This is a genomic window from Streptomyces sp. NPDC017991, from assembly GCF_044328075.1.
Classification (GTDB): domain Bacteria; phylum Actinomycetota; class Actinomycetes; order Streptomycetales; family Streptomycetaceae; genus Streptomyces.
Genome location: NZ_JBIRGP010000010.1, coordinates 283247 through 296841 on the forward strand (window position 1 = coordinate 283247; position 13595 = coordinate 296841).

The following is a 13595-nucleotide window of genomic DNA, read 5'->3' on the forward strand; positions in this document are numbered from 1 at the left end:
GGCCCCTTGCTGCCGCGAATCCCCGGAGAGGCCCCGATGCGACGCGTTGCCCTGGTCACCCTCGTCGTCGACGACTACGACGACGCGATCCGCTTCTACACCGAGGCACTCGGATTCCGGCTCGCCGAGGACACCCCGCGACCCGACGGGTCCCGCTGGGTCGTCGTGGAGCCGGACACCGGCGGACACGGCACCGGACTCCTGCTGGCCCGCGCCAAGGACGAGGCACAGCGCGAACGGGTCGGCGACCAGAGCGGCGGCCGGGTCGGCTTCTTCCTGCACACCGACGACTTCGCCCGCGACCACGCCCGGATGACCGCCGCCGGAGTGACCTTCCTGGAGGAGCCGCGGCACGAGACGTACGGCTCGGTCGCCGTCTTCCAGGACCTGTACGGGAACCGGTGGGACCTGCTGCAGCCGGCCGCCCGCGACGGAACCGCCCAGTAGTCCGCCCCGACCCGTCCCGCACCCAGAGAACCTGCCGAGGAACACCGCATGACCGTGCCCCGCAACGACTCCAGCACCGATCTCCGTCTCGACGCCGACACCATCCGCCGGCTCCCGAAGGCGGTCCTGCACGACCACCTCGACGGCGGCCTGCGCCCCGCGACGCTCGTCGAACTCGCCGGCCAGGTCGGCCACACCCTCCCCGCCACCGAACCGGACGCGCTCGCCGCCTGGTACTACGAGGCGGCCAACTCCGGCGACCTCGTCCGCTACATCGCCACCTTCGAGCACACCCTGGCCGTCATGCAGACCCGCGAGGGCCTGCTGCGCACCGCCGAGGAGTACGTCCTCGACCTCGCCGCGGACGGCGTCGTCTACGGCGAGGTCCGCTACGCCCCCGAGCTGATGCTGAAGGGCGGGCTCACCCTGCCCGAGGTCGTCGAGACCGTACAGGAGGGCCTGGCCGCCGGTACGGCGAAGGCGTCGGCCGCCGGTACGCCCGTCCGGGTCGGCACGCTGCTGTGCGGGATGCGGATGTTCGACCGCAGCCGCGAGATCGCGGACCTGGCCGTGGCGTTCCGGGACGCGGGTGTCGTCGGCTTCGACATCGCGGGCGCCGAGGACGGCTTCCCGCCCGCCGACCACCTCGACGCGTTCGCGCACCTGCGCGTCGAGAACGTCCCGTTCACCGTCCACGCCGGTGAGGCCCACGGCCTGCCCAGCATCCACCAGGCACTTCAGGTCTGCGGAGCCCAGCGCATCGGCCACGGCGTCCGGATCACCGACGACATCGTGGACGGCAAGCTCGGCCGCGTCGCCGAGTGGATACGCGACCGCCGGATCGCCCTGGAGATGTGCCCCACCTCCAACCTCCAGACCGGTGCGGCCACCTCGATCGCGGAGCACCCCATCACCCGGCTGCGCGACCTGGGCTTCCGTGTCACCCTCAACACCGACAACCGGCTGGTCTCCGGCACGACGATGACCCGCGAGATGTCCCTGCTCGTCGACGAGGCGGGCTGGACCCTCGACGACCTCCGCACGGTCACGGTCAACGCCCTCAAGAGCGCGTTCATCCCGTTCGACGAGCGTAACGCGCTGATCCGGGACGTGGTCCTGCCGGGGTACGACCTCGGGTCGCGCTGACACGTGTCGAATGAGTCGTGGCCGAAAGTTTTCGCCCCTTCCGGGAGCGGCGGTTCGTCGCGGAGCGGACCGCCGCTGTCCCGGCGGCGGAACGATCTCAAATTTCCGGCATAGCGGCCCAAAAGGCTCGGATTTTGCGGGCGAATCCGCCGGAACGCACGATCGGGAGGTACCCGCGGGGCAGGAAGGTCAGGCGTTCAACTTCGGCCAGGACTGGACTGTTTGAGCCATCGAAAGATCATTAACCTGTTCCTCGACGGCACGCATCCAACACGAGGAGTTCCGTGTCCACTGCCCAGCAGGCGCCCGACATCCTCTCTCCCGAGTTCGCCGCGGATCCCTACCCCGCGTACGCGGCGATGCGGGAGAAAAATCCCCTGATCTGGCACGAGGCCACCCAGAGCTACATCATTTCCCGCTACGACGACGTCGAACGTGTCTTCAAGGACAAGAAGTCCGAGTTCACGACCGGCAACTACGACTGGCAGCTGGAGCCGGTCCACGGCAAGACGATCCTCCAGCTCAGCGGCCGTGAGCACGCGGTGCGGCGCGCACTCGTCGCCCCCGCGTTCCGCGGCAGCGACCTCCAGGAGAAGTTCCTGCCGGTCATCGAGCGCAACTCGCTCGCGCTCATCGACGCCTTCCGCGAGACCGGTTCGGCCGACATCGTCAGCGACTACGCCACCCGGTTCCCGGTCAACGTCATCGCGGACATGCTGGGCCTGGACAAGGCCGACCACGCCCGCTTCCACGGCTGGTACACCGCCGTCATCGCCTTCCTCGGCAACCTCTCCGGTGACGCTGAGGTGACCGCCGCCGGTGAGCGCACCCGCCGGGAGTTCGCCGAGTACATGATCCCGATCATCCGCGACCGGCGCGACAACCTGGGTGACGATCTGCTGTCGACGCTCTGCGCCGCCGAGGTCGACGGTGTCCGGATGACCGACGAGGACATCAAGGCGTTCTGCAGCCTGCTGCTCGCCGCCGGCGGGGAGACCACCGACAAGGCGATCGCCAGCATCCTCGCCAACCTGCTGATGCATCCCGAGCAGTTGGCGGCGGTCCACGAGGACCGGAGCCTGATCCCCGCGGCCTTCGCGGAGACGCTGCGCTACACCCCTCCGGTCCACATGATCATGCGGCAGTCGGCCACCGAGGTCGAGGTGTCCGGCGGCACCATCCCGCAGGGGGCCACGGTGACGTGCCTCATCGGAGCCGCCAACCGGGACGAGCGCCGCTACGGCAACCCCGACCGGTTCGACATCTTCCGGGACGACCTCACCACGACCTCGGCGTTCTCGGCCGCGGCCGACCACCTCGCGTTCGCGCTGGGCCGGCACTTCTGCGTCGGCGCGCTGCTCGCCAAGGCGGAGGTCGAGATCGGTCTGAACCAACTGCTCGACGCCATGCCGGACCTGCGTCTCGCCGACGGCTTCGACCCCGTGGAGCAGGGCGTCTTCACCCGGGGCCCGCAGTCACTGCCGGTACGTTTCACCCCGGCCGGCACCTGACCACCCCCATGAACTCCGTGTGCCCGGAATCGGCGAGGATGATTCCGGGCACACGGCACTCCGATCGGCTGCGCCCCGAAGGGGCGCGGGGAACTGCGCTCCAGCCCCGACGCGCCCGCAGACACACACCGCACCCGGCGGAGCGCTAATGCACCGCCGGAGTGAACTGCACCGGCAAGGAGTTCAGCCCGCGCATCCAGATGGACGGACGCCAGGTCAGCTCCGAGGGATCGACGCCCAGCACCAGGTCGGGCAGTCGCTCCAGAAGGGTCTCCACCGCCGTGCGTGCCATCACGTCCGCGAGGAGCGGCGCCGGATACGGGCAGCGGTGCTCGCCGTTGCTGAAGGACAGGTGCGAGGAGTTCTCCGCGCCGACATGCGACTCGGGCCAGATCTGCGGATCCGTGTTGGCCGCCGCGAGGCCGAGGACGAGGCAGTCGCCCTCGCGGATGAGCCGCCCGCCGAGCTGGGTGTCGCGCACGGCCCAGCGGCCGATGAAGTTCTGGGTCGGCGTGTCCAGCCACAGCACCTCGTTCAGCGCGTCGCCGACACTGACCCGGCCGCCGGAGACGTTGACCGCGAACCGCTCGTCGGTCAGCAGCAGACGCAGGGTGTTGCAGATCCAGTTGGCGGTCGGCTGCTGGGCCGCGGCGATGACGGAGATCAGGTCCTGCACGATCTCCTCGTCGGTGAGCCCCGCCGGGTCCTGCAGCATCCGTGAGGTGACATCGGGCCCCGGCCGGTCCCGCTTCTCCTTCACCAGCTGCATGATGCGCGCCCCGACGCGCATGTACGCGGCCACCGGGTCGTCGCCCTCACCGGCGTCGAGCGAGATCCGCAGGTCGTCGACGAGCTGCTCGGTGTCCGCGCTGCCCTGCGGCATACCGCACATCCACAGCACGGCGCGGGCCGGCAGGGCGTGCGCGTACGTGCCCATCAGCTCGGTCTGCCCGCTGCCGCCGAACGAGGCGATCAGCTGCTCGGCGATCGACTGGCACTCGCGGGCCAGTTCGAACTGGTCGACCCCCTCCAGCGCCTGCGTGATGACACCGGCCCGGCGCTGGTGCTCCGGACCCTCGGTGAACAGCACGGACGGCTGGTAGCCGACGAACGGCATCAGGGGCCAGTCCGCCGGAATGTTCGGCCACTGGTTCCAGCGCCGGGAGTCCCGCGCGAACAGCTCGTCATGGCTGGTCACATAGCTGACCTCGGGATAACCGAGGACGAGCCAGGCCGGGATGTCCCCGTCGAGGAAGACCGGAGCCACCGCTCCGTGGTCCCTGCGCATCGTGCGGTAGAGCTGAGAGGGCGTCTGCTGGTACTCCAGGCCGCCCAGCTGCACGGCGGAACCGTGCGCGGGGCAGCCCGGTGGGGGAGTGTTCGAGGAACGGGAGCCGGTGGTGTCGCTCACGACGTTCCCTCCTGGGACAGGGCCAGTGCGTAGAGGTGGTCCACGAGAGTGATCAGGACTTCCTTGCCCGACGACCTGACCCGCGCGTCGCAGTCGACCATGGGCACATGGTCGCCCAGCGCGAGTGCCTGCCGGATCTCGTCGAGCGAGAACCGCTGCTCGTCGTCGTCGAAACGATTGACGGCCACCACGAACGGCGTCTTGTGGTGTTCGAGCCTGTCGATGGCGTACCAGGAGTCCTCCATGCGCCGGGTGTCGACGAGGACGATCGCGCCCAGGGTCCCGGAGAACAGCCGGTCCCACAGGAACCAGAAGCGTTCCTGGCCCGGTGCGCCGAACAGGTAGAGCACCATCCGCTGGTTGAGGCTGATACGCCCGAAGTCGAAGGCGACGGTGGTCGTGGTCTTGCGCTCCACACCCGCCGTCTCGTCGACGCCCTGCCCCGCCTGCGTCATCACCTCTTCGGTGTTCAGCGGCCGGATCTCGCTGACCGAGCGGACCAGGGTGGTCTTGCCGGCGCCGAAACCGCCCACGACGACGATCTTCAGTCCGGTCTCGGCGGCATCGGCCAGCGGCGTGCGCTGGGCGGGCAGCTCAGAGGTTGCGGAGCCCATGGAGCACCTCCTGCAGCAGGGCGGTTTCGGGGAGGGCCGCGACGGAATCGGCCGCGCGGGGGTGACGGGCGCTCACCTTGCCCATGGCATGGAGGTCGCCGAGGAGGATCCGTACGACGGTGATGGGCATCTTGAGCTCCGCCGAGACCTCGACGAGTGCCGTCGGGTGTCGGCACATCTCAAGGATCCGGACGTGCTCGGACTGCATCCCGGCGGCCGGCTCGCACTCACTGACGATCAGCGTGACCAGGTCGAAGGCGTCATCGGCTTCGCTGCGTCCGCCCGTGACCGTGTAGAGCCGGTCGGGGTCGCCGATGTCCACGGGTTTGCGGCTCACGCCGAGGCACCCCTGATGACGGGGGTACGGGGTTCGGCCCGCAGATGGTCACCGATCTGCTCCACCAGCTCGGTCATCTGATGACCGACGACGCCGGGGTCGGCGCTCTCCTCGGCGACGACCGCGAGGTGCGCGCCCTGGCCGGCCTCGACGATGAACAGGAGGCCTCCGTGGAACTCGGTCATGGAGTGCCGGACACCGCCGGTTCCGTCGCCGAACTCCATGGACGCGCCCTGCGCGAGAGCCTGGATGCCGGAGCAGATCGCCGACAGCTGGTCGCCCTGGTCGAGGGTCAGGTGTTCCGTCCAGCACAGCTTCAGACCGTCCCGGGACAGGACGAGTGCGTGGCGGGTGCCCGGCGTGCGCTCCAAGAGGTTCATCAAGAGCCAGGTGAGGCTGTTGTCAGTGGTCTCCATGATGGGCGGGCCGGGTGTTGACCAGTCGGTGGTCACCCGGCTCGTTCCTCCAATCCAACGGGGTGCGGCGAATCAGTGCGGGGTGGGCTTGCGGAGCTCTGAACTGTGCGAAGGGCCGGGCGCTCTAGCCGCCCGCCCCGGGCCCGGTCCCGGGCCCGGTGTCCTCGCCGGGAGCGGCGGGGGAGCCGTCGGCGGCCCCTCCGGCGTGCCGGCCGCGGTGGAAGGCGCCGAACCGGCTTCCGGCGTCGCGCGCCGGACCGTCCCCGTCGGGCTCCGCCTTGGACGGCTCGGCAGCGGTCTTCGACCGGCCCCGTTCCGCCTCGGCCATGGTGCGGCCGGGAGCCCGGACCGGTAGTCCGCCCGGAGTGGCCGCGCCGCGCCGGCGGGGGATGTCGACCGGGGGCGCCTCGTCCACGGGCGCGGTCGCCTGCGGAGTGCGTACCGGAAACGATTCCTCTGCCGGGATCGGCGCGGGGGCCGGTGGCGCGGCCGGTACGGCGGCGGGTGCGGCGGCCGGGAGGTCCGCGCCGGGGCGCGGACGCTCGGGACCGACCGGCTCGCGCTGCTGCGCCACCAGCTGGGGCGGCAGCAGGACGACGACGCCGGTGCCGCCGCGCGAGGAGGGGCGGTAGTTGACGCTGATGCCGTGCTTGGCGGCGAGCCGTCCCACCACGCTCAGGCCCAGCCGGGTGCCCTGGAGTGAGGCGAGGTCGGTGACCTGGCCCGACACCGACTCCTCGGCCCGGCGCATGGAGGCGTCGGACATCTTCAGTCCGCTGTCCTCGATGGTGATGACGAGACCGGCGCTGCGCTCCTCCACGTACACGTGGACCTCGTCGATCGGCGGCGAGAAGTTGGCGGCGTTGTCCATGAGTTCGGCCAGCAGGTGCATCACGCCCTCGGCGGCGAAGCCCGCGATGGAGGCCTTGCTTGAGTTGTGCAGCCGCACCCGCCGGTACGCGGCGATCCGGCCGACGGAGCCGCGCAGGATGCTCTCCATGACGATCGGCTTGTTCCACACGCGGCTGGAGCGACCACCCATCAGCAGGGCGAGCCGGTCGGTCATGAGGCCCAGCTGGGAGGTGCTGTGGTCCAGCCGCAGCAGGTCGCCGAAGATCTCGCCGCCGTGCCGGTCCTGCATGTCCCGGAGGTCGGCGAGCATGCCGACGGTCTTGGCCTGGACCCGGCTGAGCGCCTTCGCGGAGGCGGCCTGGGCGGCGGCGGACCGGCGCTCGCTGTACGCCAGTTCACGGATGAACGATTCCGCGGGGGAGCGCAGCAGCGGGTTGGTCGGCCAGTCGAGCTTGGCGAGCACGGTGTCGGCCGAACTGCCCTCGCGAAGGAGGGACACCGCGGCGGGCAGGGTGTCGTTGGTCAGACGCTCAAGTTCCTGCGTCCCCTTGGCCAGTTCGCGGCGCATCATGTCGAGGTCCGACTGCGCGTCGGTCGTCCGCCGTACGGACTGGGCGACCTCGGTGGTGAAGACGTGCAGCATCCGGCGCAGATACGGGTCGGAGGGGGTGGGCAGACCGGCCAGGACCTTGTCGGCGCCGGCGCCGTTCTTCAGCTGCTCGGCCACCGCCGGCAGGGTCACGTTGACCAACTGGTCCGTCTCGGCGCCGTGCTGGCTCCAGTTGTTCTTGGTCATCTCCAGTTCGCCGGTCCGCGACACCGTCTGGCGGTGGGCCTTGCGCAACCGGGCGGCGGTGAAGGCGACGACGGCGGCTATGCAGCCCCAGGCGGCGACCGCCGTGCCCGCCACCCAGGGGCGGGCTCCCTCGGGAGCGAGGCCGACGGCCGCTCCGGCACCCGCGGCCGTGACGACCAGGACCGCGGGGAACATGACCGGAGTGGAACCCGTCCTCTGCGCAGATCGGCGCTGACGGGGGCGAGCAGGCACTGGCATTCCGCGGTCCCTCGGTCCGTGCGAGCAGGAGTACGTCCACAGGTGAGACAGCGCCCGGAACACGGAAGGTGGTAGGCCGCCTTCCGGATCAAGCGCGTCGCTCATGCTAGTCACCGGACCTGGCTGTAGGGCCCGGCAGGGGTCTCATCCCCCCGATGACTTCACATCGTCGGGAAATGGCTACCTCGAAACGTCTGTGTGGTAGATGAACTGAGTTGCCGTCAACCGGACGCTGACATGCGGCAGTCGGCATTTTCATGCGCTTTGCCGCTCCCGAGCCGTGTTCGAGCCCTCGTCACCTTCGAATCCGGGGGTGCATTTTCGGCCAACTAGCCGCTGATCCTGGCCGATGATCCGACTGTCGGCACGGTGTGACGGTTGGTTCAAGAGTGGTGTGGCCCGTCGTGGGCCGGTGCCAGGGCGTCCGTGTCGAGCAGGGACATGAAGGCCCTCGCCGCCGGGCTGGTCGCCTCCGGCGGCGGCAGCATCGCGACCGTCTCGTACGGCGTCTCGGTGTCGGCCTTGAGCGGGAAGGCCGGGAGGGCCGGCCGCTTGTGGGCGAAGTGACGCGGTACGACGGCGATGCCGAGGCCCTCCTCGACGAGGTCGAGCAGACTGTGCACATCGTTCACCTCCAGGGTGACCGTGCGCTGCACCCGTGCCGCCGCGAAGGCCGCGTCGGTGGTGCGGCGCGGCCCCCAGTCGGGGTGGAAGTCGACGAAGGCCTCGCCGCCCAGCTCGTGCGGGGTGACAGGACCGCCGCCCGCCAGCCGGTGCGAGGGATGGCAGACGACGGTCATCGGCTCACGGGTCAGCGGCAGGCTGCGCAGCTGCTCCGTGTCGGCGCGGGTCGTCACCGCGAACGCCAGATCCAGCCGGCCCGCGGCGACGTCCTCCGCGAGCGCGCCCGAGCCGGCCTGCCGCAGCCGGATCTCCACGTCCGGATGCCGTCTGCGGAACTCGGCGAGCAACGGGGCCACGTGCACGCCCGCGATGCACTGCTCGGTGCCCAGCGAGAGCGTGCCGCGCAGCACGCCCTGTACGGCGGCCACCGCGTCGTGGGCCGCGCGGACCTGTGCCAGGATCCGCTCCGCCTCGGTCAGCAGGGCCCGCCCGGCCTCCGTGAGCGTGACCCGGCGGGTGGTGCGGACGAACAGGGGCGCGCGCAGCTCGCGCTCCAGCGCGCGGATGGAGGCGGACAGGCCGGACTGCGACACCATGAGGCGTTCGGCCGCCCGGGTGAAGTGCTGGTCCTCGGCGACGGCGACGAAGTGCTGAAGGTGGCGCAATTCCATGATTGAGAAGCGTATCCGCTGAATCCCATCCGATTCTCCTGTTGGACCGCTGTCCGTGGGGCAGGCGAGAGTGGACAGCGGTCCACTCCGTACCGACCCCTCTGGAGAACGTGTTGTACACCGCACACACCGACCGCTACGCGGACATGCCCTACCGGCGCACCGGACGCAGCGGCCTGAAGCTGCCCGCCCTCTCCCTGGGCCTGTGGCACAACTTCGGCCCCGACCGGCCGGTGGACACGCAGCGCGCGATCCTGCGGCGAGCGTTCGACCTGGGTGTCACCCACTTCGACCTGGCCAACAACTACGGGCCGCCGCCCGGCGCCGCCGAGTCCGCCCTCGGTGAGGCGCTGAAGGCCGACTTCGCGCCGTACCGCGACGAGCTGGTCATCTCCTCCAAGGCCGGCTACCTGATGTGGCCGGGCCCCTACGGGGAGTGGGGCTCGCGCAAGTACCTGCTGTCCTCGCTCGACCAGAGCCTGGACCGCATGGGCCTCGACTACGTCGACATCTTCTACTCGCACCGCCCCGACCCGGAGACTCCCCTTGAGGAGACGATGGGTGCCCTGCACTCGGCCGTCCAGCAGGGCAAGGCGCTGTACGTCGGTGTCTCGAACTACTCGCCGGAGCAGACCCGTGAGGCCGCCCGCATCCTCGGCGAGCTGGGCACCCCGCTCCTCATCCACCAGCCGCGCTACTCGATCCTGGACCGGCGCCCCGAGGAGGAAGGGCTCCTGGACGCGCTCGACGAGCTGCGGATCGGGTCCATCGCCTACTCGCCGCTGGAGCAGGGTCTTCTCACGGGCCGCTACCTGGACGGGATCCCGGAGGGGTCGCGGGCCGCGAGCGACAGCCCCTTCCTGAGCGCGGACAAACTGACCGAGGAGCTGGTCGCCGACCTGCGCGCCCTGAACGACATCGCCAAGTCCCGCGGGCAGTCCCTCGCCCAGATGGCGCTGGCGTGGGTGCTGCGGGGTGGGCGGGTCACGTCCGCGCTGATCGGTGCGAGCAGTCCGCAGCAGCTGGAGGACAGTGTGGCTGCCACGGGGAACCTGGAGTTCTCGCAGGAGGAGCTCGACCGGATCGACGGGCTCGTCAACGGGTAGCGCTCCGCTTGGGGGCGTGGTGGTTTGGCGGCGGGCCCGGTGGGGGTTGGTCGCGCAGTTCCCCGCGCCCCTTGGGGGGTGGGGCGTGGTGGTTCGGCGGCGGGCCCGGTGGGGGTTGGTCGCGCAGTTCCTCGCGCCCCTTGGGGGGTGGGGCGTGTGGGTTGGCTGTGGGTTCGGTGGGGGTTGGTCGCGCAGTTCCCCGCGCCCCTTGGCGGGGTGGGAGGGGGTGCCGGATCCGGGGCGCCCCGTCGTGGGTGGCCGGTCGGGGGTGCCGGATACGCTCCGTAGCCGGCCGTCCCCGGGCAGGGTGATGGCGTCGAAGCCGGTGACGCGCGCCGCCGGGGGCGGATCCCGTACAGCCCATCCGTTTCGGCCACGCAGGGCCTCGAATATGCCAGGAGACTGGCCGGAAAGACATGGTGACACTGTGTCAGGAGTGGCGATACTCAAAGGCTAGGGCAATTCACCCTTCACCACTCCTCGGAACAGCGCCACGGTGCACGCCGGAACGAGCCGCGGGAAAGAGAGGCCGACAGGCGGCGGCGGATGCGATGGGGAGTGATCGTGCACGATGAATTCCTGTGCCACGTCACCGCGTACGGGGTCTGTGGCGGAATGTGGGTCGGCGTACCACTCGGCACCTATCGGGCGCCCACGCTCGCCCTGGCCATGTGGTGGTTGCGGGACCGGGCGTCCTGGATCGCCGAGCGCCTCGATCCCGACCCGGGTGCCCCCTACTTCCCGCCGAACTCGATGGCCCCCGTCGCGGGCACGAGCCCCGATGTGCCCGGCCTGCTGCGCAGGTGGTGCGGCGACGACGCGCAACAGGCGCTCGCCGCCGAGGAGTTGGCCGCCGGGCATCTGGTGCGCATCGCCACGAGCGACGAGACCACCGAGTACGAACTGCTCGCGGAGTCGGTCGACGCCCTGCGGATGCAGCGGACCCTGCCCCTCCTGTCCGTCCCGGCCGCCTGAACCGGCATCCCTCCTCCGGTAGCCCGGGCTACGCGCCCGCAGCAGGCGCGTATGTGGACGAATAGCTAGAATTCAGGCATGGGAGAGCGGTCTGCGGTGCCCGAACTCGTCCTCGAAACGGAGACGGGCTCCACGGTGCTGACCCCGGACCACGCGTACCACGTCGGCCGGGACCCGCTCTGCGACATCGTCATCGAGGACGCCCGGGTCTCCTGGCACCACGCGGTCCTGCGGCCGGGCACCGATCACTGGACGCTGGAGGACGAGAACAGCACGAACGGTACGTACGCCGACGGCCGCCGCGTCCACGAGTGGGACGTCGGAGCCGGCAGCGTCATCCGCTTCGGCGCCCCCGCCGACGGCCCGTGCGCCGTGCTCGCCGACCGGGCCCCGCCCGCCCCCGAACGGCCCTCGGCCGTCTCCCTGCCCGCCGCGACCGGCACCTTCCGGCAGCCCACCAGTGTGCGGCCACTGCCCTCCCGCACGTTCCGTATCGGCCGCGGCGGCGACAACGACCTCGTCGTCGACGACCTCGGCGTCTCCCGGCTCCACGCGGAGCTGCGCGCGCTGCCGGACGGGACGTACGAGATCGTCGACCTGGGCAGCCACAACGGCACGTTCCTCAACGGGCAGCCCGTCACCCGGGCCCGTATCGGCGCGGGCGACATCGTCGGTATCGGCCACTCGGCGTTCTGCCTGGTCGGCGACCAGCTCCAGGAGTACGTCGACACCGGCGAGGTCTCGCTCGACGTGCAGGACCTCGTCGTCGCCGTCGACCGGGGCCGCAGGACGCTCCTCGACCGGGTCTCCTTCCCCGTCGGCGAGAAGTGCCTGCTGGCCGTCGTCGGGCCCAGCGGCGCGGGCAAGTCCACGCTCCTCAACGCCCTGACCGGGCAGCGGCCCGCCGACCGGGGCACGGTCCTGTACGACGGCCGCGACCTCTACCGGGACTACGCCGAGCTGCGCCGGCGCATCGGCCTCGTACCGCAGGAGGACATCCTGCACGCCCAGCTCACCGTGCGGCGCGCCCTCACGTACGCCGCCGAGCTGCGCTTCCCCCAGGACACCGCGAAGGCCGAGCGCAGGGCCCGCGTCGACGAGGTCATCCGCGAACTCGGTCTCGAACAACGTGCCGAGCAGCCCATCCACAGCCTCTCCGGCGGCCAGCGCAAACGCGTCAGCGTGGCCCTCGAACTGCTCACCAAGCCGTCCCTGCTCTTCCTCGACGAACCGACCTCCGGCCTCGACCCCGGTATGGACCGCTCCGTGATGCACATGCTGCGCGGACTGGCCGACGACGGGCGGACCGTCGTGGTCGTCACCCACAGTGTGCTCAGCCTCGACGTCTGCGACCGGCTGCTCGTCCTCGCGCCCGGCGGAAAGGTCGCCTACTACGGGCCGCCCGACGAGACGCTCGCCTTCTTCGGCTACGAGCAGTGGCCGGAGGCGTTCGAGGCGTTCGAACGGGACCGCGACCGGGATTGGGCCGGCGACTACCGCGCGTCGGTCCAGCACCGCCGGTACATCGTGAACTCCTCCACCCAGCCGCGCCTCCCGCAGCCTGCACCCGCACCCGGTACGTTCCCCCGGCCGCCCAAGGCGCAGAGCTGGGGCTCGCAGCTGGGCACACTCGTACGCCGGTACGCGGCGGCTCTCGGCGCCGACCGCACCTTCCTGGCCATCATGATCGCCCTGCCCTTCGTGATGGGAGCGATGGCCCGGGCCCTGGCGGGAAGCAGGCTCACGCAGGAGACGGCGATGAACGCGCTGCTCATCCTCTGCGTCGGCGGAGTCCTGACGGGCGCGGCCAACGCCGTGCGCGAACTGGTCAAGGAACGGGTGATCTACCAGCGGGAACGGGCCGTCGGCCTGTCCAGATCGGCGTACCTGATGTCCAAGGTCGTCGTTCTGGGCACGGTCACCGTGCTCCAGGCCGTCGTCCTGACCCTGGTGGCCCTGTTCGGCGTCGACCTGAACGCGCCCGGCGGCGAGGGAGTCCTCCTGCCGCCCCTCGTCGAGATCACGGTCGCCGTCGCGCTGCTCGCCTTCACCGCGATGATGCTCGGGCTCCTCGTCTCCGCGCTGGTACGCAAGGAGGAGGTCACGATGCCGCTGCTCGTGCTCCTCGCCATCGTGCAGGTCGTGTTCTGCGGCGCGCTGCTCAAACTCGACGGTGTCCCCGGCATCGAACAGCTGTCGTGGCTGGTGCCGTCGCGCTGGGCGCTCGGCGCCATGGCCGGCACCGTAGGACTGGCCCGGCTCGTGCCGGGCGAGCTGACGGCCGACCCGCTGTTCCGGCACTCGGCCGGTGTGTGGCTGCTCAACATGGGCATGCTCGTCGTCCTCTCGGCCGTCTTCGGCTACCTCGTGTTCCGGCTGCTCAGACGGCACGAACCCGCGGTCATGCGGAAGTAGGAAGGGGGAGCCGGAC

Annotated in this window: 12 protein-coding genes; 6 read left to right on the plus strand and 6 right to left on the minus strand. The window is 70.6% G+C overall.

Features of this window, described 5'->3' with window-relative positions; translation table 11 throughout:
* Nucleotides 1–36 precede the first annotated feature (36 nt).
* The 3 genes from ACH4DZ_RS28725 (at nucleotide 37) to ACH4DZ_RS28735 (ending at nucleotide 3104) form a co-directional block, all read left to right on the plus strand.
* A complete protein-coding gene (locus ACH4DZ_RS28725) occupies nucleotides 37–447 on the plus strand; it encodes a VOC family protein (RefSeq protein WP_398290259.1) in 411 nt (136 codons plus the stop codon).
* 48 nt (nucleotides 448–495) lie between these two features.
* Nucleotides 496–1593 (plus strand): adenosine deaminase, encoded by a 1098-nt coding sequence (locus ACH4DZ_RS28730; RefSeq protein ID WP_398290260.1) that lies wholly within the window; start codon nucleotides 496–498, stop codon nucleotides 1591–1593.
* A 284-nt stretch (nucleotides 1594–1877) separates the two neighbouring features.
* Nucleotides 1878–3104 carry a cytochrome P450 gene (locus ACH4DZ_RS28735; protein WP_398290261.1) on the plus strand — a complete coding sequence of 409 codons (1227 nt, stop codon included), beginning with the start codon at nucleotides 1878–1880 and terminating at the stop codon, nucleotides 3102–3104.
* Nucleotides 3105–3249: 145 nt separating this feature from the next.
* On the opposite strand, the gene ACH4DZ_RS28740 is transcribed toward ACH4DZ_RS28735, so the two are convergent.
* The 6 genes from ACH4DZ_RS28740 to ACH4DZ_RS28765 all read right to left on the minus strand — a co-directional run bounded on the left by ACH4DZ_RS28740 (nucleotide 3250) and on the right by ACH4DZ_RS28765 (nucleotide 9083).
* On the minus strand, nucleotides 3250–4515 hold the full coding sequence (locus ACH4DZ_RS28740; protein ID WP_398290263.1) for a cytochrome P450: 1266 nt from the start codon (nucleotides 4513–4515) through the stop codon (nucleotides 3250–3252).
* Nucleotides 4512–5129, minus strand: coding sequence for an ATP/GTP-binding protein (locus ACH4DZ_RS28745; RefSeq protein WP_107019020.1), 618 nt, complete (start codon nucleotides 5127–5129; stop codon nucleotides 4512–4514). The genes ACH4DZ_RS28740 and ACH4DZ_RS28745 overlap by 4 nt, the downstream gene beginning before the upstream one ends.
* A complete protein-coding gene (locus ACH4DZ_RS28750) occupies nucleotides 5110–5466 on the minus strand; it encodes a DUF742 domain-containing protein (protein WP_398290264.1) in 357 nt (118 codons plus the stop codon). The genes ACH4DZ_RS28745 and ACH4DZ_RS28750 overlap by 20 nt, the downstream gene beginning before the upstream one ends.
* The gene (locus tag ACH4DZ_RS28755) at nucleotides 5463–5882 is read right to left on the minus strand and encodes a roadblock/LC7 domain-containing protein (RefSeq protein WP_398290373.1); all 420 of its coding nucleotides are present in this window, start codon (nucleotides 5880–5882) and stop codon (nucleotides 5463–5465) included. The genes ACH4DZ_RS28750 and ACH4DZ_RS28755 overlap by 4 nt, the downstream gene beginning before the upstream one ends.
* Nucleotides 5883–6006: 124 nt before the next feature.
* Entirely contained in the window at nucleotides 6007–7725 is a 1719-nt protein-coding gene (locus tag ACH4DZ_RS28760) for an ATP-binding protein (protein ID WP_398290265.1), read from the minus strand.
* A 446-nt stretch (nucleotides 7726–8171) separates the two neighbouring features.
* Nucleotides 8172–9083 (minus strand): LysR family transcriptional regulator, encoded by a 912-nt coding sequence (locus ACH4DZ_RS28765; RefSeq protein WP_398290266.1) that lies wholly within the window; start codon nucleotides 9081–9083, stop codon nucleotides 8172–8174.
* A gap of 113 nt (nucleotides 9084–9196) precedes the next feature.
* Between ACH4DZ_RS28765 and mgrA the strand changes: the two genes are divergently transcribed.
* The 3 genes from mgrA to ACH4DZ_RS28780 all read left to right on the plus strand — a co-directional run bounded on the left by mgrA (nucleotide 9197) and on the right by ACH4DZ_RS28780 (nucleotide 13579).
* Entirely contained in the window at nucleotides 9197–10189 is a 993-nt protein-coding gene (mgrA, locus tag ACH4DZ_RS28770; protein WP_398290267.1) for an L-glyceraldehyde 3-phosphate reductase, read from the plus strand.
* 564 nt (nucleotides 10190–10753) lie between these two features.
* Nucleotides 10754–11164, plus strand: coding sequence for a hypothetical protein (locus ACH4DZ_RS28775; protein WP_398290268.1), 411 nt, complete (start codon nucleotides 10754–10756; stop codon nucleotides 11162–11164).
* Nucleotides 11165–11242: 78 nt separating this feature from the next.
* Entirely contained in the window at nucleotides 11243–13579 is a 2337-nt protein-coding gene (locus ACH4DZ_RS28780; RefSeq protein WP_398290269.1) for an FHA domain-containing protein, read from the plus strand.
* Nucleotides 13580–13595: the final 16 nt, after the last annotated feature.